The organism is Pseudomonas sp. GL-RE-26 (assembly GCF_019956275.1).
Classification (GTDB): domain Bacteria; phylum Pseudomonadota; class Gammaproteobacteria; order Pseudomonadales; family Pseudomonadaceae; genus Aquipseudomonas; species Aquipseudomonas grandcourensis.
Window position 1 is genome coordinate 14,205 of sequence record NZ_JAHBDI010000009.1, and the last position, 26,099, is coordinate 40,303.

Here is a 26,099-nt window from a genome sequence, read left to right on the forward strand (position 1 = left end):
GACCCTCAGGGAGCATCATGGGACAACCGTCGATCCACGATCATATTGAAATGCTCCGGCCAGCCGTGCCCCGGCTCAAGGTCCGCTCGGCGGTGATCCTGCTGGTGGCGGTGTGCCTGTCGATGGTGGTTATCGTGATCTGGGAAGCCTGGAGCTCACGCCAGTACCACCTGCATGACAAGGAAGTGGCGATGTCCAACCTTGCGCAGACCCTGGCATCGCAAGCGCAGGCCACGATCAAGCAGGCCGACACGCTGCTGTTCACCCTGGTCGACCGTCTGGAACACGACGGCGTGGATCAATCCCGGCTGCCGCTCTTGCTCAACGCCCAGCGCAGTGAGTTGAGCCAGCTCCATGGTGTATTTGTTTTCGACGAAAAAGGGCAGTGGGTTGCCAATTCAAATGGCGCCGGCCAGACCGGCGTCAACAATTCCGACCGCGAATACTTCATCTTCCATCGCGATAACCCCAGCCGTGGGCCGCACATCGGGCCGTCGATCAAGAGCCGTTCGAGCGGTGAATGGGTCATGACGGTTTCGCGCCGGGTCAATCATCCCGACGGCAGCTTTGCCGGGGTGGCACTGGCGTCGATCTACCTCAGTCATTTCCTGCAGCTCTACGACAGCATCGACATGGGCAGTAACGGCGTGATCAACCTGATCGCCGACAATGCCAGCGTTGTCATTCGCAGACCCTTCAAGGAGGCGGACATCGGCACCAGCCTCGCCAAGAGCCCGTTGTTCACCCAGTTGTTGCCCAAGGGCGACGCGGGTACGGCCACGATCAGGTCGATCATCGACGGTGTCGAGCGGGTGATAGGGTATCGCCGGGTCGAGGGTTATCCGCTGATCGTTTTTACCGCGTTGAACAAGGATGAAGTGCTCGGCAGCTGGCGCAAGGAGACGCTGCTCAGCGCCGGCATCGTCACGCTGTTGCTGAGTTTTCTCGGGGTACTGGGGTTTCGGCTTATCAAGCTGATGAAGCAGCAGAACCTGGTGCAGGTCGAGTTGCTGGACACCCAGGACAAGCTCTTGGAGGTCAATCGCAACCTCGAAGGCCTGGCCCTCAAGGACGCGCTGACGGGGCTGGCCAACCGGCGTCAGCTCGACGCTTTCATCGATGCCGAAATGGGCCGTGCCCGACGCAGCCAGTCCGAGCTGGCGTTGCTGATGATTGATGTCGACCATTTCAAACCGTTCAACGACCGCTACGGCCACCTGGCCGGTGATGAGTGTTTGCGCAAGGTCAGTTCGATCATCACGGACAACATCAAGCGCCCCGGTGACTTGGCCGCCCGCTATGGTGGCGAAGAGTTCGCCGTGGTGCTGCCCGGCACCGACTACGTGGGGGCATTTCTGGTGGCGGAGAAAATCCGCCGCGCGGTACTGCAGGCCGACATTGCCCACAGTGACAGCCCGGAGGCTACCGTGACCGTCAGCGTCGGTGTGTGTGCCAGCAATGCCGCGTCCCATGTCCGCCCCGACGACCTGATTGGCGCGGCAGACAAGGCGCTGTACGTGGCCAAGGCCAGTGGGCGCAACATGAGCGTGATTGCCAACTGAGGGTCAGGTGTCAGTCAAACCGGTCCGTGCCCTGGACCAGTCGGGTGGCCAGGTACGATTTCTTCAGCTGCTCCAGCCACCAGCCCAGGGCGCGACCGTCATGGTCGCCACGCCAGCCGGCGTACAGGATGTTCGGCTCGCGCGGGTCGGCCATCGGCTTTTCAACCAGCGTGCCGCTCTTCAGCAGTGAGCCAACCCGGTTCCGCGGCAACCAACCCACCCCCAGCGCATTGCACTGGGCGAGGATTTTTGCGCGCATGGTCGGCACGGCCAGCACCGGTTGCCCCCCGGTGACGCCGTAGGTGCTGCCCTCGGTGACTCGGGACGAATCGGCCACCACAATCGCCCGGTGCTGCGCGACCATGGCTCGGGTAATCGGGCCTTTGGCCTTGGCCAACGGGTGCTTGGGCGACACCGCAAACACCCATTCCATTTCCCCCAGTTGCATCCAGCGCAGGTTGGCAATGGCTGGCGGTTCATTGGTGGCGCCGATGACCAGGTCCGCGCGGCCTTCGCGCAGGGCTTCCCAGACCCCTTTGAGCACTTCCTGGGTGACGCGCAGCGGCACGCCGGATTGCAGCGCATCGAAATCGTGGATCACCGGGATCAGGGTTTCGAACTCCAGCAGTTCGTCGGTCACGATCCACAGGCGGCTTTCCCAGCCGTTGGCGACTTGCTGGACCCGTTGGGTCAGGCGCGAGACGTCCTGCATCAGCCGCGCCGCTTCGTTGACCAGCAACTCACCCGCCGGGGTCAGTTGCAAACGGTAGCGGCGGCGGTCGAACAGCAACGCATCGAAGCGCTCCTCCAGTTGCCGCGCCGCATAGGACACGGTCGACGGCGCCTTGCCCAGGTGTGCCGCCGCCCGCGACAGACTGCCGGTTTCGCGGATGGCTTCGAGCAAGGCCAGGTCTTCTGTCGACAACATGTGCAAAATCCTTGGCGGCAATACGGTATCTGCAGAAGAATATGCGTTTCCTGAGTTCCGTGTGCGGCAATAAAAACCGCGAGCATCCCCCAAGGGCTGCTACGCGATTATTGCTGCAACCCGGTTGCCTGGTTGCCGGTGCCTTCATGGCTAAACTCGGTGTTGTCGCCGACAAGTACGCCGGGTGGGATGGCAAGCAACTCGTCCAATGCCTGCTTGAAGCTGACCAACAGGGCTTGCACGCAATCGTCAGGAATGGCGTCACAGTAGTAGGAAAGACTACCGACCAATCCGTTTTCGGTACGTAGTGTGTTGAGCGAAACATCGGTCTTGATCCCGCTGGACGGAACCCCGATACCGTGGAGCAGTGATGTGCCTAATTGGCGCTGCCGCGAGGGATAGTTATGGTGGTTATACCAATAGGGAAATCGGGAGCCGTAAGCGACAGCGCGGGGCGAACAGTTGGCTTCAAAAATATGCGGCGGCAGCATGGCGTGGCCATAGGCATCCAACACACAATGATTGACCTGCTCCAGCAGCCGCAGAGAAGGCGACCATTCACAAAGCCGGGGGCGAATCACCATGGGGTGAACAAAATACCCCACTACCGGCTCCAGGGCCGCGTCGGTCCGGTTGGCCACCGGAGAGCGTACGTAGAGGTCGGTCGTGCCTGTGTTTCTGGCGAGAGAAACCAGGAACGCAGTGAGGATAACGGTATAAAGGCTGAAGCCCGTTCGGCTGCACAATTGCGCGATTGCGGGGTATTGCACATCCAGATTGAGCGGTAGAACGGCACTGCGATAGGTAAATTGCCGAGGTCGCTCAATAGCACCGCGCAGTGGAAAGGGTTCGGGCAGTTGTTTCAGTGTCTCTTGCCAAAAAACGTTATGTTTATCCAGCAGGTTTTCAGCCAAACGTTGATGTTGGGCATCGGTATAATCTGCGTATTGCAGGCAGTATTTGGCTTTGTCAGGCACGCCGGTGGCGAGTAATGACTGATAGTGCGCGCAAAGCTGGTCCATCAGTACCGCACCTGACCAGCCATCGAATGCAATGTGATGGGCGGTGATGATCAGCACGTCATCCGTCCCTTGGCATTCAAGGTAGGTTGCCCGAATCAACGGTGGATGTTTCAGGTCAAAAGCGGTCAATGTTTCTTCAACGATCAGATCGGCCATGGTTCGGCTGATATCGCATTCAAGCGGCAGGTTTATCAGGTGAAAAGGCAACGGGAACTCATCCAGGGCGTGTTGTGAACGACGCCACTGGTCGTGAGAGTTGAATTCGAAACTGCAACGTAACGCCGGTTGCTGTTCAAGTACGGCGCCGAAGGCTTCGCGAACCCTGGCCACTGAACATTCGCCGCGAATGTAAAACGCCATCACCACATTTTCCAGATAGGCTGGGGTTTCGGGAGGCTTTCCAAGGACCTCGCGTTGAGCCAGTCCAGGTGTATCTTCACCTTCTCGCTTGCGCCAGGCATGGGCGTCCACCAATAGGCTGTTTTCACTACCCTGGCGTGCGCTGCCGTTGAGCAAGTCCGTCTGCTGAGCCAGTGTCGGATGGTCGAAAATATCTTCGGGGGTCAGGTCAACATTGAACAGGTTGGCAATTCTGCCAAGCAGCATCATGACCGACAGGGACGTCGCGCCGCATTCAAAAAAATGGCTGTCGGCCGAGATGGCCTGGTGGCTGAGGATTTCTTTCCAGATAGCTTGTAATCGATCGAATGTCGAAGCGTCGCCAGTGACTGACGGTGTGGTGCGATTCATGATGCCCCCTTTGCAGTTTAAATTTTCCGTAATAGGGGGGTACTATTGACGATTGTAGATGGGTTGTTAAGTCGGATTGTTCCTGCGTTTCCAGCTCCTTTTCCATTTTTCGAGTGAGTCAGTTCCTACAGATTACTCGCCCGATTCAACTCTTTGCTTGGAAAAGGAGTTGCCGCAGACTGCGATCTTTCAGGGGCGCTTCCACTTCCTGATCATTCGAAGATAAACCACCAGATTGATCACCAACACCACGCTGCCCAATCCCAACTGAATTTCGGGTGTCAGGCCCGAGGGATAGATGATCGGAAAAATGTAGTGCTCGATGAATCCACCGCCATAGCCGGTTTGCCCGGCCCCCTGGCGCATACGGTTTTCCCAGTCGGTCAGCGGGCAGGGCAAGTGGAAGAATTCCACCGCCATACCCCACAACGCAGCGGGCGGATGCCACCAGATCAGGTGGCGCCATTTGAGCACCAGCAACCCGCCGAACAACACGAACACAATGAACAGCAAGTGAAACAGCGTCAGCCCGTCGGCGGCGATTCGGTACAGCATGTCGGTGCCCCTGAAGGCTGAACGAATCGCTCCATGGTACTCGGGCCGCAGGCCGGTGCTCTATCGATTGTCGCGATCCAATGCGCTGAGCACGGCCTTCAAATGCTCGGTCATCGATTCACTGCTGCGTTGCATGGGCGCGCGCAGTTCGTCACCGATCAAGCCTTCCTGGGCCAGCGCGGTTTTCACCGGGGCCGGGTTGGGCTCCAGGAACAGGCTGTTGATCAGCGGCAGCAAACGGAAAAACGTGGCGCGGCCCTCGGCCAATTGGTTGTCGCGGATCTGCCGGTGCAACTGCACGAACAGTTCGGGATGGACATGCGCCGACGCGGCAATCGCGCCTTTGGCACCCAGGCACAGGGCATTGAAGATCTGGTTGTCTTCGCCGCACAGCACGTCGACCTGGCCGCTATTGAGCAAGGCGAGGGTGTTCGAAAAATTACCGCCGCAATCCTTGATGGCGACGATCCGCTCGTGGGCGACGATGTTGAGCAGGGTCGCCTGTTCGAAGGCCACGCCGGTACGGTAGGGGATGTCATAGAGAATCAACGGAACGCTGGAGGCATCGGCGACCGTGCGGAAAAACGCTTCGAGGCCGGCTTGGGAAGGGCGGATGTAATACGGCGCTGGCACCAGCAGACCCGCCACCGGGCGCTTGAGGATCTCGCTCTGGAACTGCAACAACTCGCTCAGGTTGTTACCGGCCAGGCCCATGACCACCCGTTGCGCCGGCACCAGCTCCAGCACCGCATCGAGCACCGCCAGTTGCTCATGCTTGCCCATCGCCGCCGGTTCGCCGGTGGTGCCGCAAACGATAAGGCCGTCGACACCTTTTTCCAGCAGATGGCTGACCAACCGGCGCAAGCCGACGAAATCGATGGCGCCGTTGTGGAAGGGTGTAACCAGTGGAACCCAGATACCTTGAAACGCTGACATGCACATTCTCCTGATGGTTGACCGATTTCGTCACCGTCAGGGGCATGGAAGGAGAGTAAGCAAGGGGAGGGTGGTCCGTCGCGCTCAATGTCCTGTCAGCTCATCTGACGGGACAGCGCGCCCCGGTCACATGAGCGACTGTTTCTTCGATTTGAGGGCGTGCGCAACGCAACCTTGCGCCTTGGCAATCAAGCCAATGACGGAAGAGTCGAGATTGAAGGTTGCGGACATACTTGCTTACACCCTGAGTGAGGCGCCCAGTTTTAAAAGCCGGAGCGCCATTTGTCAATCACGAAAATCAGCATACTCGGCGCGCATCCGGCCATTGTGCTTGGCCTGGTAGAGCAGATGATCGACCTGTTCGACGAATTCCAGGGCTGTCGCGTGCATCGACGCCAGGGTGGTGCCGACGCCGAGGCTGATACTCAGCAGCTTCGACACGTTCGAGAATTCATGGGGGATCTGCTGCTGGCGCATCAGGTGCAGGCACTTGTGCGCCACCAGCCGCGCGGACTCGGCATCGGTTTCCGGCAGCAGCCAGATAAACTCTTCACCGCCGATCCTCGCGATGAAATCCCGTGGCCGGTTGGCCGCCAGGGACAAGGTTTGCGCGACTCGGCGCAGGCATTCGTCGCCCTTGATATGGCCATAATGGTCGTTGTACTGCTTGAAGTAATCGATATCCAGCACGATCACCGACAACGGCAAGCCGGTGCGCTGGGCCGTGTTCCACTCGCGCTCCAGCACGGTGTCGAACATGCGCCGGTTGGCGATGCCGGTCAGGCCGTCCTGGAAGGAATACTCTTCAAGCTGTTTTTGCAGGCGGATCAGGTGCTCTTCGGTTTTCTTGCGCTCGCTGATATCGAACATGAAACCCACCAGCGCCTCGACTTCGCCGTCCTTGCGCACCACATGCACCACATCGCGGATCCAGACGTACTCGCCGCTTTCGGTGAGTGCGCGATAGTCGGCCTCGTGATCGATGCCGGCGCGCGATTGCGAGACGCAGAAGTCCATCACGTAGTCGCGGTCATCCGGGTGCATGCGCTCGACCCAGTCGTTGACCGACGCCCAACTGTTCTGCTTCCAGCCCAGCAGTTCTTCGATCTGTGGCCCGATGTAGCTGAACGTCATGGTTTTCCAGTCGATGCGCCAGGGAATCGCCCGGGTCGACTCAAGCAGGGTTTTATAAACGTCGCTGTCGGTTTCCACTGAACTCATGAAGGGCCTGCCTCGATGAAAATGCAGCGCCATCATGTTGCTAGCACTTTGGCGAATCAAGCGGGCAGCCGATGAATGGTACGCCGCGTATCAGTGAGCAAGATTGTTCAAGCCTTCGGCCGCGACTGCTGGCACAGTCTGGGGTCTTTCCCTGTCTGTAGAACGTTATGTCCAACTCAATCATGCCGCGCAGTGCCTTTTTGCGCGGTGCAGCGGCGATCATGCCGTTGTCCCTGGCCACCGCGCCCTGGGGCTTGCTGGCCGGTTCCATGGCCATCGAAGCCAACCTCACGCCCCTGCAAGGCCAGGGCCTGTCGAGCATTGTGTTTGCCGGTGCCGCGCAACTGGTGGCCATCGGCATGCTCAAGGGCGGTGCCGGGATTTTTTCGATCTTGCTGACCACGTTGCTGCTGACTTCCCAGCATTTGCTCTACGGGATGAGCATGCGCTCGGTGATTTCGCCCTTGCCGGGGCGTTGGCGCGCGGGCCTGGGGTTTTTGCTCACCGATGAGTTGTTCGCCCTGACCAGCCAGCACGACAAACAGCAGTTCAACCGCTGGTACGCCCTGGGCGTGGGCCTGACGTTCTACATCGCCTGGAACCTGTTCACCCTGGCGGGCATTGTGCTTGGCAGCAGTATTCCCGGACTTGAACACCTGGGCCTGGATTTCTCCATCGCGGCGACCTTCATCGCCCTGATCACCCCGGTGGTGCGCAACGTGCCGACCGTGGTGTGCGTGGCGGTGTCGCTGTTCTGCTCGGTGCTGTTCAGCTACTGGCAATGGGGCTCGGCGCTGGTGCTGTCGGGGCTGGCGGGCATGACCGCCGGGTTTGTCTGCAATAAATTCTACGGTGGCCGCACATGATGGTCTGGGCAGTGATTATCGGAATGGGCGTGTTGGTGTTCCTCAACCGCTATGTTTTTCTGGAACCGCGACTGCCGCTACGCTTGAGCAGCAATGCCCGGCAGTTCCTGGGGTTTGCCGTACCGGGCATGTTGACCGCCATCTGCGGGCCGATTGTGTTCATGCCGGATAAACAGCTGAATCTGCACTGGGACAATCCCTACCTGATCAGCTCGCTGGTGGCGGTCGCTCTGGTGCTTTACACGCGCAATACGTTGCTCAGCATGCTGTTGAGCATGGGCTTCTTCTTTTTGCTGCGCTGGTGGCTCTGAGCGGGGCAAGGGAACTGATCTAAGCTTAAATTGATGACCGATCCCTTCAGGAAGAGAGGTGAACATGGCCAATGAACCCAAGCAACCGGACCCGGAAGAAGACGAGGACGAACCCACGGAAGAAGAGATTGAGCAGCAGAAGCGTTCGATACCGGACTGGAAGCATCCTGACGACGGTAAGGAACTGTCAGAGCCTGACCGCAAGTTCTGACCGGCACGCGAATACAACAAAGCCCCGCCATTAAGCGAGGCTTTGTCGTGATTGATAAGTTCATGGAACCTTATTGATGAGCGCGGCGCCCTGGTTCCTGACATTGCCAACGGCCCTGTCGACCTTGTACCACTCAAATACCTCACTGACCTCGCCCTGGGATAACGCCATTTCCTCGGCCCGCTCCTTGGGCGTGGCCGGGTCCAGCCATTCCCGCGCCAGTTCGGGCGAGAACACCACCGGTCGCCGGTCATGCACGTCAAGCAGGCCGCCTGCGCTGTCGGCCGTCAGGATGACGAAACCATCGTGCTCCCTGTGAGGGGCTCCGCCGATGGGGTACTGGCCGATGGCCGCGCAGAAAACCGGTGCCCGGTTCCGTCGCCGGATCAACCACGGTTGTTTGTTGCCGTCACCGGCGTCGACCCATTCGAACCAGTTATCAATCGGGCAGATCGCACGATGGGGCCAGATCGCCCGGAAGTAGGGGCCGTGGGCGACTTTCTCGACCCGGGCATTGACCGGCTCCGTGCGATCCGTCGACCAGTGCGGTCGCCAACCCCAGCGCACGGCGTCGGCGTGCAGTCGCTCATTCTCCAGGTGCAACAGGGCGAGTTGCGTGGTGGGGGCGGCGTTGTAGTGCCCCAGGGGTTCGTTGCCGACGTGATTGATCAGCGCGTCGGGGATGCTCAGCACCGCTACGAAGTCGTGGATTCCACGGTATTGCGACAGTCGTCCGCACATGGCCTGACACTCCGGTTAAGACGCTCCGACCGAAGCTTTGAGTCTAGTTGCTTGTGGCGAAACGGGCCTGGCAAGCTCCGGAACCAAACCCGGTGTACCCTATCCAACCTCGGCCCGTCGTCTCGATGCGGGCCGACGACGGATGAGCGGGCGAAGGATCCTTGCCCATTGAAGTATCGACCGTGATGGTCTGGCCCAAGGCAAAAGATGAAACGATTGTTCAAGTGTTTGACAGTGTGCGCCCTGGCAGTGGGTCTGCTGGGTTGTATCGCCGCACCGATCGAAATGACTCCGCGGACCGAGCAGCGTTTGCAGGCGCAGCCCCCCATCCGGTTTCTGCTGACCTTCGATGACGGTCCCAGCGCATCGAGCTGGTGGAATCCGACCGTCACGGTATTGGAGAGCCTGGCGCAAAACCCGCTGCAACCGGACATCAAGGCCGTGTTCTTCGTGCAAACCCGCGCTCCGCGAGCCGGTGGCAGCGAGTTGGGCCGGGACATCATGCGTCGCGAACATGCCGAAGGTCATATCCTGGGCTTTCACACGGCGACACCCTGGCACACCAATCATCGCTCCCTTGACCCGCCAGTGTTGGAGCAGGCCCTCAATGATGGCAGCGCCGACATCGCCGCGATTACCGGCGCCCCGCCAACCCTGTTGCGCCCGCCATTCTGGAACTACGACAAACGCACCTTCGCCGCTTATCAGCAGCATGGCCTGCGCGTGCTGCTCACCGACTTGAGCGCCAATGACGGCAAGATCTGGGGCTTCAACGCCAGCCCCCGGCGCCGGTCGCACATGCTGCGTTCGATGTCCGAAGTTCGCGAACGCATTGCCCGTGGCGAATTGCCGGTGGTCGACGGCGTGATTCCGGTGGTGGTGACCTTCCACGACCTCAACCGCTATACCGCCCGGCATACCCGTGAGTACCTGCAGATTCTGCTCGACAGCGCCCGGGAGACCGGAGTGAAAACCGCCGACAAGCCGTTTTACGACGATCAGGCTGCGCTACAGCGGGCGGCCATGGCGCGAACCGTACGCGACGGTTCGCAGCCAGTCGAGTTGCCGGGGTTCTGGAACTGGATCTGGGGTGGTAATTCCCACTGAGTTGCCGGAAATGCGAGGGGTATAACAAAATTGACGGCAATTTACTGGCGCAAAATCGGCAAAGTGTAACTATGCTGATACGGATCCAATCCAACTGACTATCGCCCGAGGGACCGGCCATGCTTCCGATTTCAGTTCTTTGCAACATCGTAGAGTCCGGTTTTGAGCCGCTGTCGTGCGAGTGCACGGAGAGTCTCGGACTGCTGCGCATCGAAGTCTACGATTCCGTCACCAAGCGAGTGGAGTTGTTGATCAGCGGTGTTTCGACGGCGGAGCTGACCAGCGTACGCGCCATCTCTGATTTTGTCGGCGAGTTGCGTACCGAGATGAGGGCAGGGCGCCGGGCGTTTGCCGGTTGATCGTTGTCAGCCTCGTGGCAACAGCTCATCAATCATCCGCAAACAATGGTTCAACCCCGGCGATACATCGCCCACCCGTCGGCTGAGAATGATCGGCGAGGTGGCGTTGTCTTCCAGTAGCGGGGTGAAGCCGATGTCGTCGCGGTGCAGCAACTGCACCGAGGCCGGCACCAGGGTGATCCCGATTCCTGCCCCCACCAGACCGATCGCCGTTTGCAGTTCGTTGGTCCATTGCGCGACGTGGATGCTCACGCCGTAGGACTCGAACAGGGCAATCACATGGTCGGCGTAACTCGGCCGTGGATTGCCGGGGTACAGCACAAAGGGTTCCTTCGCCAGATCCCGCAGGCTGATGGGACCTGCAAGCAACGGATGGCCGGCGGGCAGGGCGGCAACCAGGCGGTCTTCGGTGAGCACGGTCTGGACGATGGCCGGGTCGTCGATACGGATCCGGCCGAAACCGATGTCGATGCGCCCGGCCTTGAGCGCCTGCACCTGTTGCAGGGTGGTCATCTCCGAAAGCCCCAGCTCCAACTCCAGCGGCTCGCCACTGCGTAACCGCCGGATCAGCTCCGGCAACACGCCATACAGTGTCGACGGCGCAAAACCGATACCCAGCCAGGTCTTTTCTCCCAATCCGATACGCCGGGTGTTGTCGCAGACCTTGTTCAGTTGTTCGAGCAGGGCGGTGGAGTGCTCATGGAAAAACCGCCCGGCGTCGGTCAACTTCAGCGGTCGGCCGCGCTCGAGCAGCATCACCCCCAGTTCGTCCTCCAGTTGCTGGATCTGCCGGCTCAAGGGCGGCTGGGCGATGTGCAGCAACTCGGCCGCACGGGTGAAGTTGAGGGTTTGAGCCAATACCTGGAAATAACGCAGGTGACGCAGTTCCATGGAGCCTCCAGACGCGGATCTGTTGCATACCTTTAAGGTATCAAGTCAGACCAATTCTATATTGGCATCGGGAAAAAAGCCGTACGAGAATCGATTCCAGAACTTCAAGAACCTGACGGGTATCGAAATGCTTGCAACAGCCATTGAGTCGATCGAGACGATCATCGTCGATCTGCCGACCATCCGCCCGCACAAGCTGGCGATGCACACCATGCAGAACCAGACCCTGGTGATCATTCGCGTGCGTTGCGCCGACGGCATCGAAGGCATCGGCGAATCCACCACCATCGGTGGCCTGGCCTACGGCAATGAAAGCCCGGACAGCATCAAGACCAACATCGACACGCACTTCGCCCCCTTGTTGATCGGCCAGGACAGCAACAACGTCAACGCCGCCATGTTGCGCCTGGAGCGCAGCATCCGTGGCAACACCTTCGCCAAATCCGGTATTGAAACCGCACTGCTCGATGCCTTGGGCAAACGCCTCGGCCTGCCGGTCAGCGAATTGCTCGGCGGTCGTGTTCGCGATGCGCTGCCGGTGGCCTGGACCCTGGCCAGCGGCGATACCGAGAAGGACATCGCTGAAGCGGAAAAAATGCTCGACCTGCGTCGCCACCGCATTTTCAAACTGAAGATCGGTGCCGGTGAGGTCAACCGCGACCTGGCCCACGTGATTGCGATCAAAAAAGCCCTGGGTGACCGCGCCAGCGTACGGGTCGACGTCAATCAGGCCTGGGACGAAGCGGTGGCATTGCGGGCCTGCCGGATCCTCGGTACCAATGGCATCGACCTGATCGAACAACCAATTTCGCGCAATAACCGCGCCGGTATGGCTCGCCTGAACGCCATGAGCCCGGCGCCGATCATGGCCGACGAATCCATCGAATGCGTGGAAGATGCGTTCAATCTGGCCCGCGAAGGCGCGGCTTCGGTGTTCGCCCTGAAGATCGCCAAGAACGGTGGCCCCCGTGCTGTATTGCGCACCGCCTCCATCGCCGAAGCGGCCGGTATCGCCCTGTACGGCGGCACCATGCTTGAAGGTGGCCTAGGCACCATGGCCTCGGCCCATGCCTTCGTTACCCTGAACAAACTGGCGTGGGACACCGAACTGTTCGGCCCGCTGCTGCTGACTGAAGACATTCTCAGCGAACCGCTGGTGTATCGCGATTTTGAACTGCACGTGCCGAACACCCCGGGTCTGGGCCTGAGCCTGGATGAGGAACGCCTGGCGTTTTTCCGCCGCGACAAGACATCCACTGCCATTCACCAAGCCTGAGGAGAGCATTATGCTGTTCCACGTAAAAATGACCGTGAACCTGCCGGTCGACATGAACCCGGAAGCGGCAGCCAAACTCAAGGCTGACGAAAAAGCCCTGGCCCAGCGTCTGCAAGAGCAGGGCAAGTGGCGTCACCTGTGGCGCATCGCCGGACACTACGCCAACTACAGCGTGTTCGATGTCGACAGCGTTCAGGAACTGCATGACCTGCTGATGCAATTGCCGCTGTTTCCGTACATGGCCATCGAGATCGACGCGATGTGCCGGCATCCTTCTTCCATCCGTGACGATGACCGCTGAGCCCAGCCTGTTCAGCGCGCTACCCTAATAATTACAAGATGAGGAACCCAGAATGAACGTCAAGATTTCCCACACTGCCGAAGTCCAGAAATTTCTCGAAGAGGCCAGCGGCCTGCACAACGACGCCGGCGACCCACGGACCAAGGCATTGGTCTACCGCATCCTGCGTGATTCGGTGAACATCATCGAAGACCTGGCCGTGACCCCGGAAGAGTTCTGGAAAGCGGTCAACTACCTCAACGTGCTGGGCGCTCGCCAGGAAGCCGGGCTGGTGGTGGCCGGTCTCGGTCTGGAGCACTACCTTGACCTGCTGATGGACGCCGAAGACGAGCAGGCCGGCAAGTCCGGCGGCACCCCGCGCACCATCGAAGGTCCACTGTACGTGGCGGGCGCGCCGCTGTCGGAAGGCGAAGCGCGCCTTGACGATGGCGTCGATCCGGGTGTGACCCTGTTTATGCAAGGCCGCGTGTTCAACACCGCTGGCGAACCTTTGGCCGGCGCCGTGGTAGACGTCTGGCACGCCAACACTGGCGGTACCTACTCGTACTTCGACACCGCCCAGTCGGAATTCAACCTGCGTCGCCGCATCGTTACCGACGCCGAAGGCCGTTACCGTTTCCGCAGCATCGTGCCGTCGGGCTACGGCTGCCCACCGGACGGTCCGACCCAGCAACTGCTCGATCAACTGGGCCGTCATGGCCAGCGCCCGGCGCACGTGCACTTCTTCATTTCCGCACCGGATCATCGCCACCTGACTACCCAGATCAATCTGGATGGCGAAAAGTACTTGCACGACGATTTCGCCTACGCCACCCGTGACGAACTGATCGCCAAGATCACCTTCAGCGACGATCAGCAGCGCGCAGCGGCCCATGGTGTGAGCGGTCGCTTTGCCGAAATCGAATTCGATTTCACCCTGCAGTCGTCTGCCCAGCCTGAAGAACAGCAGCGCCACGAGCGGGTTCGCGCATTGGAGGACTGATAACACAATCCTGTAGGAGCGAGCCTGCTCGCGATAGCGGTTTAACATTCAACATCTATGTTGTTTGGTACTCCGTCATCGCGAGCAGGCTCGCTACTACAGGGTGTTTGTGCAACTCGCCGGAAATATCTCAAGGGACTGACGCACTGTTCTAGAATGGCCCGACGCAACCTATAACAACAATGAGAGTGACCCGATGATGCAAGCTCAACTGTTGAGTCAGCGCAGCAGAGTGTTCGACCATGCCGACCCTTATGCGGTGTCGGGCTACGTCAATCAGCACGTCGGTAACCACTGCATTGTCATGCCCCGTGCCGGCAGCCCGCTGGCCAGTCTCGACCATCGCAAGTTCGCCAGCCTCGACCTGTGCCGCATCAGCTACGGCGCCAGTGTGCGCGTGACGTCCGGTGCGCTGGACAGCATCTATCACCTGCAAGTGCTGCTGCGCGGCAATTGCCTGTGGCGCGGCCACGGTCAGGAGCATTACTTCGCCCCCGGCGAACTGCTGTTGATCAATCCCGACGATCCGGTGGACCTGACGTACTCCGACGATTGCGAAAAATTCATCCTCAAAGTCCCGACCCGCTTGTTTGAATCGGTCTGCGATGAGCAGCGCTGGCGCTATCCGGGGCAGGGCGTGCGTTTTCTGGAAAACCGTTATCAGCTCAATGAACTGGAAGGTTTCGTCAACCTGTTGGGGATGATCTGCCAGGAGGCTGAATCCACCGAGCAGATCCCCAGGGTGCAGGAGCATTACACGCAGATCATCGTCAGCAAGATGCTCAGCCTGATGAAAACCAATGTCTGCCGCCTCGAGCTGGGCTCGCAGACGGCCACGTTCGAGGCGATTGCCGATTACATCGCCAGTAACCTCAAGCAGGACATCGACAGCGAAGCACTGGCGCGCCAGGCGCACATGAGCCTGCGCTCGTTGTATGGACTGTTCGAGCGCAATGCCGGCGTTACGCCGAAAAACTACCTGCGCCAGAAACGCCTGGAACGCATCAATGCCTGCCTGAGCGACCCGACCTGCAACGTGCGCAACGTCACCGAAGTGGCGATGGATTACGGCTTCCTGCACCTGGGACGGTTCTCCGACAGCTACCGCAAGCAGTTCGGCGAATTGCCGTCCGATACCCTCAAACGTCGGCATTGAGACCTTCAGGTTTGATGTTGTCTGATCCGACGATGGGGCCGGCACATTCACCATTGACGGCGCCTGACACACCGCCAGTGACTGCACAAAACGGATAAAGGTCTGCACCCCGCGGATAGTCCGCCCCATTGCCCCGTCCTAGCATGACCCCTGCCTGAACAATAACAATGGAGGCGGCGGCCATGACCCTGCGACCCGAATACGTGCATTCCCTGCTTGAAGACGATCCCGAGCAGGGCCTCTATCGCTGCAAACGCGAGATGTTCACCGATCCCCGGTTGTTCGACCTTGAGATGGAACACATCTTCGAGGGCAACTGGCTGTACCTGGCCCACGAAAGCCAGATCCCCAACATCAACGATTTCTACACCACCACCATGGGGCGCCAGTCGATCTTCATCGCGCGCAACAAGGACGGTGTGCTCAACGCCTTCATCAATGCCTGCAGTCACCGTGGCGCGACCTTGTGCCGGCACAAGTCCGGCAACAAGAGCTCTTACACCTGCCCGTTCCACGGCTGGACCTTCAACAACTCCGGCAAACTGCTCAAGGTCAAGGATCCGGCCAACGCCGGCTACCCGTCGAGCTTCAACTGCGAAGGCTCCCATGACCTGACCAAGGTTGCGCGTTTCGAGTCCTATCGCGGCTTCCTGTTCGGCAGCCTGAAAGCCGATGTGCTGCCACTGGTCGAGCACCTGGGCGAGTCGGCGAAGATCATCGACATGATCGTCGACCAGTCCGCCGATGGCCTGGAAGTGCTGCGCGGCTCTTCCAGCTACATCTACGAAGGCAACTGGAAGCTCACCGCCGAGAACGGCGCCGACGGCTACCACGTCAGCTCCGTGCACTGGAACTACGCGGCCACCCAGAACCAGCGCAAGCAGCGCGAGGCGGGTGACAGCAATCCGACCATGAGCGCCGGCAGCTGGGCCAAGCAGGGCGGCGGTTTCTATTCCTTCGACAAGGGCCACATGCTGCTCTGGACCCGCTGGGCCAACCCCGAGGATCGTCCGCTCTACGAGCGCCGCGATGAGCTGGCGCAAGACTTCGGCAAGGCCCGCGCCGACTGGATGATCGAGAACTCGCGCAACCTGTGCCTGTACCCGAACGTGTACCTGATGGACCAGTTCAGCTCGCAGATCCGCATCGCCCGGCCGATCTCGGTCAACCGCACGGAAATCACCATCTACTGCATCGCCCCCAAAGGCGAGAGCGACCACGCCCGTTCCAGCCGGATTCGTCAGTACGAGGATTTCTTCAACGTCAGCGGCATGGCCACGCCGGACGATCTGGAGGAATTCCGCTCCTGCCAGACCAGCTATCAGGGCAGCGTCACCACCTGGAACGACATGTCCCGTGGCGCCGAGCACTGGATCGAAGGCGCCGACGAGGCAGCCAAGGAAATCGACCTGCATCCGCTGCTCAGTGGCGTGCGCACCGAAGATGAGGGCCTGTTCGTGCTGCAACACAAGTATTGGCAGCAGACCATGCTCAAGGCCCTGGCGGCCGAGCAGTCGAAGCTGATCGCCGTGGAGGACGTGCAATGACCATTTCCTATGAAGCGGTGCGCGATTTTCTCTACCGCGAAGCACGCTACCTCGACGACCGCCAGTGGGACGAATGGCTGGAACTGTACGCCCCCGACGCGACGTACTGGATGCCGTCCTGGGACGACAACGACGAGTTGACCGAGGACCCGCAGCGGGAAATCTCGCTGATCTGGTACGGCAACCGCACGGGCCTGGAAGACCGCATCTTCCGCATCAAGACCGAGCGCTCCAGCGCCAGCGTGCCGGACACTCGCACCTCCCACAACATCAGCAACATCGAGCTGCTCGAACAGAGCGACGGACTGTGCAAGGTGCGCTTCAACTGGCACACCCTGAGTTTTCGCTACAAGACCGTCGACAGCTATTTCGGCAGCAGTTTCTACACCCTCGACGTGCGCGGTGAAAACACGCAGATCTTGGCCAAGAAAGTGATCCTGAAGAACGACTACGTTCGCCAGGTCATCGATGTTTACCACTTGTGAGACTGCCGTCATGACCCATTCCATTGCGTTCAATTTTGAAGACGGCGTCACCCGGTTCATCGACGCCAACGCCGGCGAAACCGTGGCCGACGCCGCGTACCGCCAGGGCATCAACATCCCGCTGGACTGCCGCGACGGCGCTTGCGGTACCTGCAAGTGTTTTGCCGAAGCCGGTCAATACGATCTGGGTGAGGAATACATCGAGGACGCCCTCAGCCCTGAAGAGGCCGCACAGGGTTTTGTCCTGACCTGCCAGATGCGCGCCAAAAGCGATTGCGTGGTGCGTGTACCGACATCCTCCGAAGTCTGCCGCACCCGTCAGGCCAGCTACGACGCCACCATCAGTGCCGTGCGCCAGTTGTCCGACAGCACCATCGCGCTGTCGATCAAGGGTGAGGCCCTGAGCAAGCTGGCGTTCCTGCCGGGGCAATATGTGAACCTCGGGATTCCCGGCAGCGAGCAGACCCGCGCCTATTCGTTCAGCTCGTTGCAGCGCGATGGCGAGGTCAGCTTCCTGATCCGCAATGTGCCCGGCGGCCTGATGAGCAGCTTCCTGACCGGCATGGCCAAGGCCGGCGACTGCATGAGCCTGGCAGGTCCCTTGGGCAGCTTCTACCTGCGTGACATTCGTCGGCCGCTGTTGCTGCTGGCCGGTGGCACCGGGCTGGCGCCATTTACCGCGATGCTGGAGAAGATCGCCGAGCAGGGCAGCGATCACCCGCTGCACCTGATCTACGGCGTGACCCACGATTTCGACCTGGTGGAAATCGACCGACTCGAAGCCTTTGCCGCGCGCATCCCCAACTTCACCTTCAGCGCCTGCGTCGCCAGCCCCGAGAGCCAGCACCCGCTCAAGGGCTACGTGACCCAGCACATCGAGCCGAAGCACCTGAACGATGGCGACGTCGACGTCTACCTGTGCGGGCCGCCGCCGATGGTCGAGGCCGTCAGCCAGTTCATTCGCGAACAAGGCATCGCACCGGCCAACTTTTACTTCGAAAAATTTGCCGCCAGCGCGGCTTGAATCGCGTTGTTGTGGGAGACAGAGATGAACCGATTTCAAGACAAAGTCGCCCTGATCACCGGCGCTGCCCAAGGCATCGGTCGGCGGGTGGCCGAGCGTATGGCCGCCGGAGGGGCGAAGCTGATCCTGGTGGATCGCTCCGACCTGGTGTTCGAAGTCCAGCAACAGTTGGCGTCAACCACCCAGGTATTGGCCCTGACCGCCGACCTTGAGCAATACGAGGAATGCAGTCGGGTGATGCAAACCGCCGTCGAGCGCTTCGGTCGCCTCGATGTGCTGGTCAATAACGTTGGCGGGACAATCTGGGCCAAGCCGTTCGAGCACTATGACGCGTCGCAGATCGAGGCCGAGGTTCGCCGTTCGCTGTTCCCGACCTTGTGGTGTTGCCATGCCGCGCTGCCGTTCATGCTGGAGCAGGGCAGTGGTGCGATCGTCAACGTGTCCTCCATCGCCACCCGCAGCCTCAACCGCGTGCCCTACGGTGCGGCAAAGGGTGGGGTCAACGCCTTGACCGCTTGTCTGGCGTTCGAAACCGCCGGTCGCGGCGTACGGGTCAATGCCACGGCGCCAGGCGGCACCGAAGCACCGCCGCGACGCATACCCCGCAACGGTGCCGAGCAGAGTGAGCAGGAAAAACTCTGGTACCAGCAGATCGTCGACCAGACCCTCGACAGCAGTTTGATGAAACGCTACGGCACCCTGGATGAGCAGGCGGGGGCTATTCTGTTTCTGGCCAGCGACGAAGCGTCCTATATCACCGGTATGGTCATGCCCGTGGGCGGTGGCGATCAGGGCTGAGGCAAGCGACAGACAAACCCAACGGCAAACGGAGTCAAGGTGATGAGTGACAAACCCACGATCGTGCTGGTCCATGGTTTCTGGGGCGGTGCTGCCCACTGGAACAAGGTCATCGTCAAATTGCTCAGTCGGGGCGACACGCACATTCGTGCCGTCGAGTTGCCGCTGACTTCGCTGGCCGAGGATGCCGAGCGCACGCGCAAGATGGTCGCCCAGGTGCCCGGTCCGGTGCTGCTGGTGGGGCACTCCTACGGCGGCGCAGTGATCACCGAAGCCGGCGACCAGCCGAATGTGGTCGGGCTGGTGTACATCGCCGCGTTCGCCCCGGACGCCGGCGAAAGCCCCGGCGGCATCACGCAACGGCATCTGCCAGCGGCGGCGGCCAACCTGGCTCCCGACAGCGACGGATACCTGTGGGTCAAGCCTGAGCTCTACCATGAGAGCTTCTGCCAGGACCTGCCGGCGACCGAGGGGTTGGTCATGGGCCTCACCCAGAAAGCGCCGCTGGCAAGCACTTTCGGTGACACCATTGGAACGGTGGCCTGGAAGAGCAAGCCATCGTGGTATCAGGTTTCGACCGACGACCGGATGATCGCGCCACAAAACCAGCAATGGATGGCGGCGCGGCTCAACGCCCGGGAGATTCTGACCTTGCATGCCAGCCATGCGTCACTGGCGTCGATGCCAGCCGAAGTGGCAGCCTTGATCGACAGGGCCGCGACGGCGTTGGCCAAAGGCTAGGGTCTACAAGCGGCGCACAAAGGTGCCGACAATACTGCGCATGGCGTCGCTGATGTTCAGGTTGTGTAGCGCATCCAGCGGGTGCCAGATGCAATCGGTGATTTCGTTCAGCGGCCGCATTTGCTCAAGGTTCAGCACCGACACCTCGAATACATGGTGTCGGGTGCCGTCCGATTCCAACTCCTGCACATACATCAACTCGTCGACCCGCAGGCCGGTTTCTTCCAGCAACTCGCGAACGGCGGCATCGGCTGCGCTTTCACCCCATTCGAGCTTGCCGCCAGGCAGCGTCCAGCGTCCTCCCGGCTTGCGTACCAGCAGTACATGCCTTTCCTGCTCGCAGATGATCGTTGCGCGTACTTTCATGGATTACCCGATGGCCGTTGTCATGGTGCAGGCATGCAAGTGCAGCATTCGGGCCAGGGCCGCGATTACGCTGCTATCTGAGTAATTTGAGCTGCCGATGTGACGATAAGTGCAACCGAAACATGGAATCTCCATGGCGACGTCTGGTCGGTATTTTGGACAAGGGTGGGTGTAAGGTAAGCAAGTCAACCTGATATCACTGCCCAAGAGGAGGTGACTATGAGCGTTCCGATGCTGAACAAAATGCACATGAACGGTTACGACGTACTCAGCGTCAACAACGGCCCCTGGCGGGTGTGTACCCAAGGCGACCGACTGGGCTCGTTTACCAATCGGGAAGAAGCGCTGGCGTTTGCCGCGTCGCTGCCCGGCTACAGGGCTCGTGCTGGCAGGCCTGCGGGCAGCCATCAGACAAAATGAAATCAGGCCCGAAGCCCCGGTTCTCCGGGGCTTTTTCATGATGCAACGACGCTAGTAGCCGCCGCCGCCACTGGGGCGGGAGGGTTCCCGGGCCTTTTGTTGCGTGTGGCTCCATTCCGCGCAGGTCATGAAACTCTTGTGGTCGACCATGCCCCGGCCATCAAAGCTGACATTGAACGCCTGTTGATGGCCGGACTGAGTCAGCTTGTAGTCAAAGCAGGTGCCGGGTTCGATAGTACGGTCGCTGACCGCCAGGGGCTGCCCGCCGATTTGCCGGACTTGCTCCTGGGTCATGCCGGTGTCGACTTTCGCGACCAGCGGCTGGTCCTGGTAGATCGAGTTGGTGCTGCAGCCTGCCAACGTGGTCAGTACGACGACCAGCGTGAAAAGAGGCCTGTTCATGGCAGCGCTCCCGCTATTGAGCCTTGTTGCGGCTAATGACCTTGGCTTTCACTTCCTCGGCGTAGCCGGACAGTTTTGCTTCATCTCCCTGAAACAAAGCACACAGTTTCTGAACGGCTTGCGCGTCGATGTCGTTTCCGAGCAGGCGCAATTGCTGCTCGATGCGCAAAAGCTCCACGGCCGACCAGCGCAAATCTGATGCAAGCCCTTGCAGATCACGCCGAAGTTCCTGTTCCGATTCGTTAAGCCACATGATGACCTCCTGAACTCCTCATTCCGGAATTTTAGACCCGTTTACCGCACCGGATGTTGTGTTTGTCTGAATCAGCGGGGTTTCCTTTGGTCGGGAAAAACTGATATCGGCTCATCAACTCATCGGGCCAAAATGGGAGCAAGTCAAGCAACGCCAGCATGAAGCCCGCGAAAGATGGATGGATTATCTGAAGGCAAGGAACTAACCGGTAGAAGCGATATCAATGACACGCCGAATCGTTGGGGATGGATGTAGTGACGACGGCGAGCTACATTCTCTTTTTTCTAATTTAAGGAAGCAGCATGCGGATGTTGATGGGGGGGGTCGTGCTGGCATTGCTGGGCGGGTGCTCGTTGCCGGCGTCGCTGGTACCGGGCGAGCCGAATGTCAGCAAGCACAGCGCGAAGGCGCCAAAAGAGTATGCGGCGTGCGTGTTGCCTGCCTGGCAAAAGGAAGTATCGAATACGACCCAGATTTCGATATCCAACGGATACCGCATCACCGCGCCCAGTGTGATCACGGCCGACGAAGTGCTGGATATCGTGAAGTACAAGGACGGCAGCCAGGTTTCGCTGTATCAGGGGCCACCTTGGGCCAAGTCCGGCGACCTGCGCAAAATCGTGCGCGACTGTTTGTAAGCGCGGGAGAGTGAAAATCGGTCACCGACCGTTTTTCGACTCAATTGAGAAAAAACCGGATGCCTGGCGTGCATCCGGTTTTTTTTTGTGGATCAGTCTGAAAGGTTGGTCGTCGGGATGATTTGCTCGCTGGCCTGGGCGGCACTTTTGCGTTCCCGACGTTCGCCCATCCAGCTTTCCACCTTGACGCCGAACTCTGGCGGGGCCTTGCGCCCGAATTTCCTGGCGATGTCGAGGATGGTTTGTTGGGCGAGTGCCTCTTCCATGCGTTTTTGCGCAACCATCATTGCACCATGGACCGCGCACAGACCCTCCAATGCCCATTCAGGCGGGGCGCCGTCAAACACTGCGCAACGGCCACGGATCTCCCGACAATCGAAAATCGACTTGTGGCCGTCGATGGCGTTGACGATGTCCAGCAAGGTGATTTCGTCAGCGGGCCGGGCCAGCTTGAAGCCTCCGCGCACGCCTTCGGTGGCGACTACCAGTCTGGCCTTGGCCAGCTTGGTGAAGATTTTCGCCAGATAGTCCTGGGGGACGCCTTGATGACCTGCCAGCACGCCATTGTCCTGGGGCGTCACGCCGGCAGTAACGTGGCGGCACAGATCCTCGGTGTCGACCCGACGCCGTACAGCCAGCCGAAGTACGTGACCTGCCTGGACCTGGGGGCCTGGGGTGTGGTGTACACCGAGGGTTGGGATCGTCAGGTCAAGTTGGTCAAGGAGGAGGCCAAGTCGCTGAAAACCCAGATCAACACCCAACGGATCTACCCGCCAGCGGCTAAACGCGACACCGCGTGAGCCGCGGCGGATCCGATGATTCCTGTGGCCTGATTGATTCGAACATCACGTCTGAATAAAAAAATCCCGCTCGGGTTCGCCTGAGCGGGATTTTTTACGCATTGATTGCCTGTATGAAATTTACCGTGTATTTTTTCATGAAATTAAAAATACAAAATTTCACGAGGCCGTATGTTTCAGCAATCCACCCGGCATGTCGACAGTTACTACGCCCATTCCTGTGCCGATCGTCTGGTCGATCGAGCCGCACTGGAAGGTGAGCAAGACACCGAAGTGCTGATCATCGGGGCCGGCTTCAGTGGATTGCACACGGCTTTGCGCCTGGCGCTGGCCGGCAAGCGCGTGACCTTGCTCGAAGCCAGCCGGGTGGCCTGGGCCGCGTCCGGGCGTAATGGCGGCCAGGCGATTCTTGGCTGGTCGTGCGACATGCCACCGCTGGAAGCGGCACTGGGTTACGAACGGGCACGCCGACTGTGGGACGGCATGCGCTGGGCCGCACGGGAGCTGCGTGACTTGCCCGGTCGCCATGAGTTCGATTGCGACTACCGCGCCGGTCATCTCTGGACCTCGGTGATGCCCCGTCGGGTAGGCCTGCTGACCGAATGGCAACACGAGGCCAGCCACAAGTGGGGCCACGACAAACTGCAATTTATCGAGCGCAGCGATTTGCCGCAGTGGGTTGCCAGCGAGCGCTATCGGGCCGGCCTGTTCGATCCCGAGGGTGGGCATCTGAATCCGCTGAAACTGGCCCTGGGCCTTGCCGATGCCATTGAGCGGGCCGGTGGGCGCATCCACGAGCTCAGCAAGGCGCTGAACTATGGCGAGGAGGGCGACGGGTTTGTGGTGAACACCGAGCGCGGTCGTATTCGCGCCGATGTGCTGGTGCTGGCGTGCAACGCTTACCTCGACCGACTCGACCCACAACTGGCCAGTTGCGTGTTGCCGGTCGGGACCTATCAGGTCGCGACTGCGCCGCTCACCGAGGAGCAAGCCACCGCGCTGCTGCCGAGCAACGTGTGCGTGACCGACAACCAGTTCGTACTCGATTATTTCCGCCGCACCCCGGATAACCGCCTGCTGTTCGGTGGCGGTTGCACTTACCTGGGCGGGATGCCCAAGGACATCGCCGCCGCGACCCGGCCATTCCTGGAACGCGTGTTCCCGCAACTCACCGGCGTCGGGCTGGAGTTTGCCTGGGGCGGCCACATCGACCTGACCCTCAAACGCACACCGGATATCGGCCGGCGCGGCGATCTTTACTGGATGCAGGGGTACTCCGGGCATGGCGTGCTACCGACACTGGCCGCGGCGCGGGCGGTGTCCGACGCGGTACTCGGTCAGCCCGACGAGCTGTCCCTGTACCAGGGCCTGAACAACGGCAGTTTTCCCGGCGGCAAATACCTGGCCGCGCCGCTGGAAGCCATCGGCAAAGCCTGGTATCGACTGCGCGACAGCATTTGAAGCGACACTTTCTGGAAGCCATCTAGATGGACATGCAAGAAGAAATCTCGGCGCTGGCGATCCTGATCCAGGACCTGCGCAAACACAAGAAGTACACCCTGAAGGAACTGGCGGACAAAATCGGTCGCTCCGTGGGTTTTCTGTCCCAGGTCGAGCGCGGCCTGTCGCGCCCGACCGTGGCGGACCTGACCGCCATCAGCGAAACCCTGGGGGTGCCGACCACCTATTTCTACAGCCTGCCCAAACCCATGGCCTTGTCCTGGGTCACCCGCCCGGACGAGCGCCGCACGCTGTACTACGCCGACGGCATCACCGACATCCTCGTGTCGCCAAAGATGCGCGCGTCTTTTTCGATGCTCGAAAGCCAGCTCGAGCCCGGCGCCAGCAGCGGTGACCGACACATGAAGGACAGCTCCGAGCAGGGCGGTTACGTCCTGGAAGGGCAGTTGACCCTGTGGCTCGACGACAACGAACCGGTGACCCTGCATCCCGGTGACAGCTTTCAACTGGCCAGCCATGCGCACTGCCGCTACGGCAACCTGTCCGACCAACTGACCCGTGTGCTTTGGGTTTACACCTGATAACAACAAGGAACAAAACGATGGATGCTGTGTGCTCTGAACTGCTGGCCGAGGTTCGCAACTTCCGCCACTGCAACCCCGAAGTGCGTTACGTCGACCTGATCTCCCTGGACATTCCGGGGCATTTCTACGGCAAGCGCTACCCGATCGAGATGCTGGAAAAAGTCGCTGCCGGCAGTGCACTGAAGCTGCCGCAGAACTGCGTGCTGCTCGGCACCCAGGGCGGACTGTTCAAGATCGGCGATTACTGTTTCAACGATGGTGACCCGGATGCGCAGCGCCGTTTGGTGCCCGGCACCTTGAAGCTGGTGAGCTGGGAAAAACAGCCCTTGGGCCAGATGCTGATCACCTCCGACGGCACCGAAAAACCCATCGAATTCGAACCCCGCGAAGTGCTGGCGCAGGTGCTGGACCGGCTCAAGCGCAAGGGCATTTTCCCGGTGGTGGCCTTCGAGCTGGAGTTTTACCTGTTCGACAGCCGCTTGAAGGACGGCTTGCCGCAGTTCCCTCGTGATGAATTGACCGGCGATGCCGACGATCAGCCGAACATGCACATCGAACGCTTGTCGCGTTTCGCCCCGGTGCTCGATGAAATGGTCGAGACCGCGCGAGCCCAAGGCGTCGATGCCACGGTGATCACCGCCGAACTCGGCCCGGGCCAGTTCGAAATCAACTTCGGCCATTGCGATGACGGCCTGCGCGCCGCCGACTGGGCGGCCCTGTTCTGCCGCAGCACCCGGGGCGTGGCGCTCAAGCACAACTACCGCGCCAGCTTCATGGCCAAACCCTACTTGCAGCACCCCGGCAGCGGCATGCACGTGCATGTCAGCCTGTATGACCAGGCCGGCAACAACCTGTTGGCGGCGAACAACCTGTTGGCGGCGAACGGCCAGCGGGCGCTGCGCCATGCAGTGGCCGGTTGCCTGGAGGTGTTGCCGCACTGCATGCCGATCTTTGCCCCGAACCACAACGCCATGCGCCGCTTGAGCGGCACGGTGAACGTCGCGTCCCGCGCCAGTTGGGGCTTCGAGGATCGCGATGCCTGCTTGCGTATTCCGGAGTCGGACATCAAGAACCTGCGCATCGAACATCGCCTGGCGGGCGCCGATGCCAACCCCTATCTGGCGTTGGCGGCGATTCTGGTAGGGCTGGAGCAAGGCCTGGAAGGGGAACGCGAGCCGATTGCACCGCTCAACGAAGACCGTGGCAGTGGCATCGATTTTCCGCTGGAAATGCTCGAAGCGGTGCAGTCCATGCAAAGTCATGCATCGCTGCGCGAAGGCTTGGGGGCGGAGTTTGTGGACGTCTATTGCGAAAACAAACGTCAGGATCATCTGGCATTTCTGCATGACATCAGCGCGCGGGAGTATCGCTGGTTCCTGTAGTCGCCCTTAGAAAATATGTGGAT

The 26,099-nt window shown here is 60.3% G+C and carries 31 protein-coding genes and 1 pseudogene; 21 read left to right on the top strand and 11 right to left on the bottom strand.

Annotated elements, in window-relative coordinates; translation table 11 throughout:
* The first annotated feature begins 17 nt into the window (after positions 1 to 17).
* The gene (locus tag KGB07_RS06275) at positions 18 to 1,562 is read left to right on the top strand and encodes a sensor domain-containing diguanylate cyclase (protein WP_223464921.1); all 1,545 of its coding nucleotides are present in this window, start codon (positions 18 to 20) and stop codon (positions 1,560 to 1,562) included.
* A gap of 10 nt (positions 1,563 to 1,572) precedes the next feature.
* Here the strand turns inward: KGB07_RS06275 and KGB07_RS06280 are convergent, their stop codons facing one another.
* The 5 genes from KGB07_RS06280 to KGB07_RS06300 form a co-directional block, all read right to left on the bottom strand.
* Positions 1,573 to 2,490 carry a LysR family transcriptional regulator gene (locus KGB07_RS06280; protein WP_223464924.1) on the bottom strand — a complete coding sequence of 306 codons (918 nt, stop codon included), beginning with the start codon at positions 2,488 to 2,490 and terminating at the stop codon, positions 1,573 to 1,575.
* A gap of 107 nt (positions 2,491 to 2,597) precedes the next feature.
* Positions 2,598 to 4,262: a condensation domain-containing protein gene (locus KGB07_RS06285; RefSeq protein WP_223464926.1), complete on the bottom strand. Its 1,665-nt coding sequence runs from the start codon at positions 4,260 to 4,262 to the stop codon at positions 2,598 to 2,600.
* A 189-nt stretch (positions 4,263 to 4,451) separates the two neighbouring features.
* Positions 4,452 to 4,817, bottom strand: a complete 366-nt coding sequence (locus tag KGB07_RS06290) for a DUF2784 domain-containing protein (RefSeq protein ID WP_223464927.1) — start codon at positions 4,815 to 4,817, stop codon at positions 4,452 to 4,454.
* A 60-nt stretch (positions 4,818 to 4,877) separates the two neighbouring features.
* On the bottom strand, positions 4,878 to 5,753 hold the full coding sequence (dapA, locus tag KGB07_RS06295; protein ID WP_223464928.1) for a 4-hydroxy-tetrahydrodipicolinate synthase: 876 nt from the start codon (positions 5,751 to 5,753) through the stop codon (positions 4,878 to 4,880).
* A gap of 285 nt (positions 5,754 to 6,038) precedes the next feature.
* Positions 6,039 to 6,974 (bottom strand): sensor domain-containing diguanylate cyclase, encoded by a 936-nt coding sequence (locus tag KGB07_RS06300; protein ID WP_223464929.1) that lies wholly within the window; start codon positions 6,972 to 6,974, stop codon positions 6,039 to 6,041.
* Positions 6,975 to 7,141: 167 nt separating this feature from the next.
* Between KGB07_RS06300 and KGB07_RS06305 the strand changes: the two genes are divergently transcribed.
* From KGB07_RS06305 to KGB07_RS06315, 3 genes are all read left to right on the top strand, one after another.
* Positions 7,142 to 7,840 (top strand): AzlC family ABC transporter permease, encoded by a 699-nt coding sequence (locus KGB07_RS06305; RefSeq protein WP_007978998.1) that lies wholly within the window; start codon positions 7,142 to 7,144, stop codon positions 7,838 to 7,840.
* Complete coding sequence (locus KGB07_RS06310; RefSeq protein ID WP_185754861.1) at positions 7,840 to 8,151, top strand: AzlD domain-containing protein; 312 nt, start codon at positions 7,840 to 7,842, stop codon at positions 8,149 to 8,151. The genes KGB07_RS06305 and KGB07_RS06310 overlap by 1 nt, the downstream gene beginning before the upstream one ends.
* 64 nt (positions 8,152 to 8,215) lie before the next feature.
* On the top strand, positions 8,216 to 8,362 hold the full coding sequence (locus KGB07_RS06315; RefSeq protein ID WP_185754858.1) for a hypothetical protein: 147 nt from the start codon (positions 8,216 to 8,218) through the stop codon (positions 8,360 to 8,362).
* 60 nt (positions 8,363 to 8,422) lie between these two features.
* Here KGB07_RS06315 and KGB07_RS06320 read toward each other — a convergent pair whose 3' ends face one another.
* A complete protein-coding gene (locus KGB07_RS06320) occupies positions 8,423 to 9,103 on the bottom strand; it encodes an SOS response-associated peptidase family protein (RefSeq protein ID WP_046043489.1) in 681 nt (226 codons plus the stop codon).
* Between the two features lie 207 nt (positions 9,104 to 9,310).
* On the opposite strand from KGB07_RS06320, the gene KGB07_RS06325 reads away from it, so the two are divergent.
* Both KGB07_RS06325 and KGB07_RS06330 read left to right on the top strand, forming a co-directional pair.
* Complete coding sequence (locus KGB07_RS06325) at positions 9,311 to 10,210, top strand: polysaccharide deacetylase family protein (protein WP_046043490.1); 900 nt, start codon at positions 9,311 to 9,313, stop codon at positions 10,208 to 10,210.
* Between the two features lie 119 nt (positions 10,211 to 10,329).
* On the top strand, positions 10,330 to 10,569 hold the full coding sequence (locus KGB07_RS06330; protein WP_046043491.1) for a DUF1652 domain-containing protein: 240 nt from the start codon (positions 10,330 to 10,332) through the stop codon (positions 10,567 to 10,569).
* 6 nt (positions 10,570 to 10,575) lie between these two features.
* Here the strand turns inward: KGB07_RS06330 and KGB07_RS06335 are convergent, their stop codons facing one another.
* Positions 10,576 to 11,460 carry a LysR family transcriptional regulator gene (locus tag KGB07_RS06335; protein ID WP_046043493.1) on the bottom strand — a complete coding sequence of 295 codons (885 nt, stop codon included), beginning with the start codon at positions 11,458 to 11,460 and terminating at the stop codon, positions 10,576 to 10,578.
* 127 nt (positions 11,461 to 11,587) lie between these two features.
* Here KGB07_RS06335 and KGB07_RS06340 point away from each other — a divergent pair, with 127 nt between their 5' ends.
* From KGB07_RS06340 to KGB07_RS06380, 9 genes are all read left to right on the top strand, one after another.
* Positions 11,588 to 12,736: a muconate cycloisomerase family protein gene (locus KGB07_RS06340; protein ID WP_191629309.1), complete on the top strand. Its 1,149-nt coding sequence runs from the start codon at positions 11,588 to 11,590 to the stop codon at positions 12,734 to 12,736.
* A 10-nt stretch (positions 12,737 to 12,746) separates the two neighbouring features.
* Positions 12,747 to 13,037 (top strand): muconolactone Delta-isomerase, encoded by a 291-nt coding sequence (gene catC, locus KGB07_RS06345; RefSeq protein WP_008053771.1) that lies wholly within the window; start codon positions 12,747 to 12,749, stop codon positions 13,035 to 13,037.
* 52 nt (positions 13,038 to 13,089) lie between these two features.
* Complete coding sequence (gene catA / locus KGB07_RS06350; RefSeq protein ID WP_223464937.1) at positions 13,090 to 14,019, top strand: catechol 1,2-dioxygenase; 930 nt, start codon at positions 13,090 to 13,092, stop codon at positions 14,017 to 14,019.
* A 196-nt stretch (positions 14,020 to 14,215) separates the two neighbouring features.
* Positions 14,216 to 15,175 carry an AraC family transcriptional regulator gene (locus tag KGB07_RS06355; protein ID WP_317850359.1) on the top strand — a complete coding sequence of 320 codons (960 nt, stop codon included), beginning with the start codon at positions 14,216 to 14,218 and terminating at the stop codon, positions 15,173 to 15,175.
* A 182-nt stretch (positions 15,176 to 15,357) separates the two neighbouring features.
* The gene (benA, locus tag KGB07_RS06360) at positions 15,358 to 16,722 is read left to right on the top strand and encodes a benzoate 1,2-dioxygenase large subunit (RefSeq protein WP_046043496.1); all 1,365 of its coding nucleotides are present in this window, start codon (positions 15,358 to 15,360) and stop codon (positions 16,720 to 16,722) included.
* Positions 16,719 to 17,207, top strand: coding sequence for a benzoate 1,2-dioxygenase small subunit (benB, locus tag KGB07_RS06365; RefSeq protein ID WP_046043497.1), 489 nt, complete (start codon positions 16,719 to 16,721; stop codon positions 17,205 to 17,207). Before benA ends, benB begins: the two co-directional genes overlap by 4 nt.
* Positions 17,208 to 17,217: 10 nt before the next feature.
* The gene (benC, locus tag KGB07_RS06370) at positions 17,218 to 18,231 is read left to right on the top strand and encodes a benzoate 1,2-dioxygenase electron transfer component BenC (RefSeq protein WP_046043498.1); all 1,014 of its coding nucleotides are present in this window, start codon (positions 17,218 to 17,220) and stop codon (positions 18,229 to 18,231) included.
* Between the two features lie 24 nt (positions 18,232 to 18,255).
* Positions 18,256 to 19,029 carry a 1,6-dihydroxycyclohexa-2,4-diene-1-carboxylate dehydrogenase gene (locus KGB07_RS06375; RefSeq protein ID WP_223464939.1) on the top strand — a complete coding sequence of 258 codons (774 nt, stop codon included), beginning with the start codon at positions 18,256 to 18,258 and terminating at the stop codon, positions 19,027 to 19,029.
* A gap of 42 nt (positions 19,030 to 19,071) precedes the next feature.
* Positions 19,072 to 19,770, top strand: a complete 699-nt coding sequence (locus tag KGB07_RS06380; RefSeq protein WP_223464941.1) for an alpha/beta hydrolase — start codon at positions 19,072 to 19,074, stop codon at positions 19,768 to 19,770.
* A gap of 3 nt (positions 19,771 to 19,773) precedes the next feature.
* Here KGB07_RS06380 and KGB07_RS06385 read toward each other — a convergent pair whose 3' ends face one another.
* The gene (locus KGB07_RS06385) at positions 19,774 to 20,136 is read right to left on the bottom strand and encodes an NUDIX hydrolase (RefSeq protein WP_223464942.1); all 363 of its coding nucleotides are present in this window, start codon (positions 20,134 to 20,136) and stop codon (positions 19,774 to 19,776) included.
* A gap of 219 nt (positions 20,137 to 20,355) precedes the next feature.
* On the opposite strand from KGB07_RS06385, the gene KGB07_RS06390 reads away from it, so the two are divergent.
* Complete coding sequence (locus KGB07_RS06390) at positions 20,356 to 20,556, top strand: SPOR domain-containing protein (RefSeq protein WP_046043503.1); 201 nt, start codon at positions 20,356 to 20,358, stop codon at positions 20,554 to 20,556.
* A 51-nt stretch (positions 20,557 to 20,607) separates the two neighbouring features.
* Here the strand turns inward: KGB07_RS06390 and osmE are convergent, their stop codons facing one another.
* Entirely contained in the window at positions 20,608 to 20,958 is a 351-nt protein-coding gene (gene osmE, locus KGB07_RS06395; protein ID WP_223464945.1) for an osmotically-inducible lipoprotein OsmE, read from the bottom strand.
* Positions 20,959 to 20,971: 13 nt separating this feature from the next.
* Positions 20,972 to 21,211, bottom strand: coding sequence for a hypothetical protein (locus KGB07_RS06400; RefSeq protein WP_046043505.1), 240 nt, complete (start codon positions 21,209 to 21,211; stop codon positions 20,972 to 20,974).
* 302 nt (positions 21,212 to 21,513) lie between these two features.
* On the opposite strand from KGB07_RS06400, the gene KGB07_RS06405 reads away from it, so the two are divergent.
* A complete protein-coding gene (locus KGB07_RS06405) occupies positions 21,514 to 21,849 on the top strand; it encodes a hypothetical protein (protein ID WP_046043506.1) in 336 nt (111 codons plus the stop codon).
* A 92-nt stretch (positions 21,850 to 21,941) separates the two neighbouring features.
* Here KGB07_RS06405 and KGB07_RS06410 read toward each other — a convergent pair whose 3' ends face one another.
* Positions 21,942 to 22,409 carry an RrF2 family transcriptional regulator gene (locus KGB07_RS06410; RefSeq protein ID WP_223464946.1) on the bottom strand — a complete coding sequence of 156 codons (468 nt, stop codon included), beginning with the start codon at positions 22,407 to 22,409 and terminating at the stop codon, positions 21,942 to 21,944.
* Between KGB07_RS06410 and KGB07_RS06415 the strand changes: the two are divergent.
* The 4 genes and pseudogenes from KGB07_RS06415 to KGB07_RS06430 form a co-directional block, all read left to right on the top strand.
* Positions 22,389 to 22,649: pseudogene (locus KGB07_RS06415) on the top strand (NAD(P)/FAD-dependent oxidoreductase); the annotation flags it as partial. The gene KGB07_RS06410 and the pseudogene KGB07_RS06415 overlap by 21 nt on opposite strands.
* Positions 22,650 to 22,820: 171 nt before the next feature.
* On the top strand, positions 22,821 to 24,110 hold the full coding sequence (locus tag KGB07_RS06420) for an NAD(P)/FAD-dependent oxidoreductase (protein WP_046043507.1): 1,290 nt from the start codon (positions 22,821 to 22,823) through the stop codon (positions 24,108 to 24,110).
* Between the two features lie 26 nt (positions 24,111 to 24,136).
* Positions 24,137 to 24,691, top strand: a complete 555-nt coding sequence (locus KGB07_RS06425) for a helix-turn-helix domain-containing protein (protein WP_007976194.1) — start codon at positions 24,137 to 24,139, stop codon at positions 24,689 to 24,691.
* 20 nt (positions 24,692 to 24,711) lie between these two features.
* Positions 24,712 to 26,076 (top strand): glutamine synthetase family protein, encoded by a 1,365-nt coding sequence (locus KGB07_RS06430; protein WP_223464948.1) that lies wholly within the window; start codon positions 24,712 to 24,714, stop codon positions 26,074 to 26,076.
* The last annotated feature ends 23 nt before the right edge of the window (positions 26,077 to 26,099 follow it).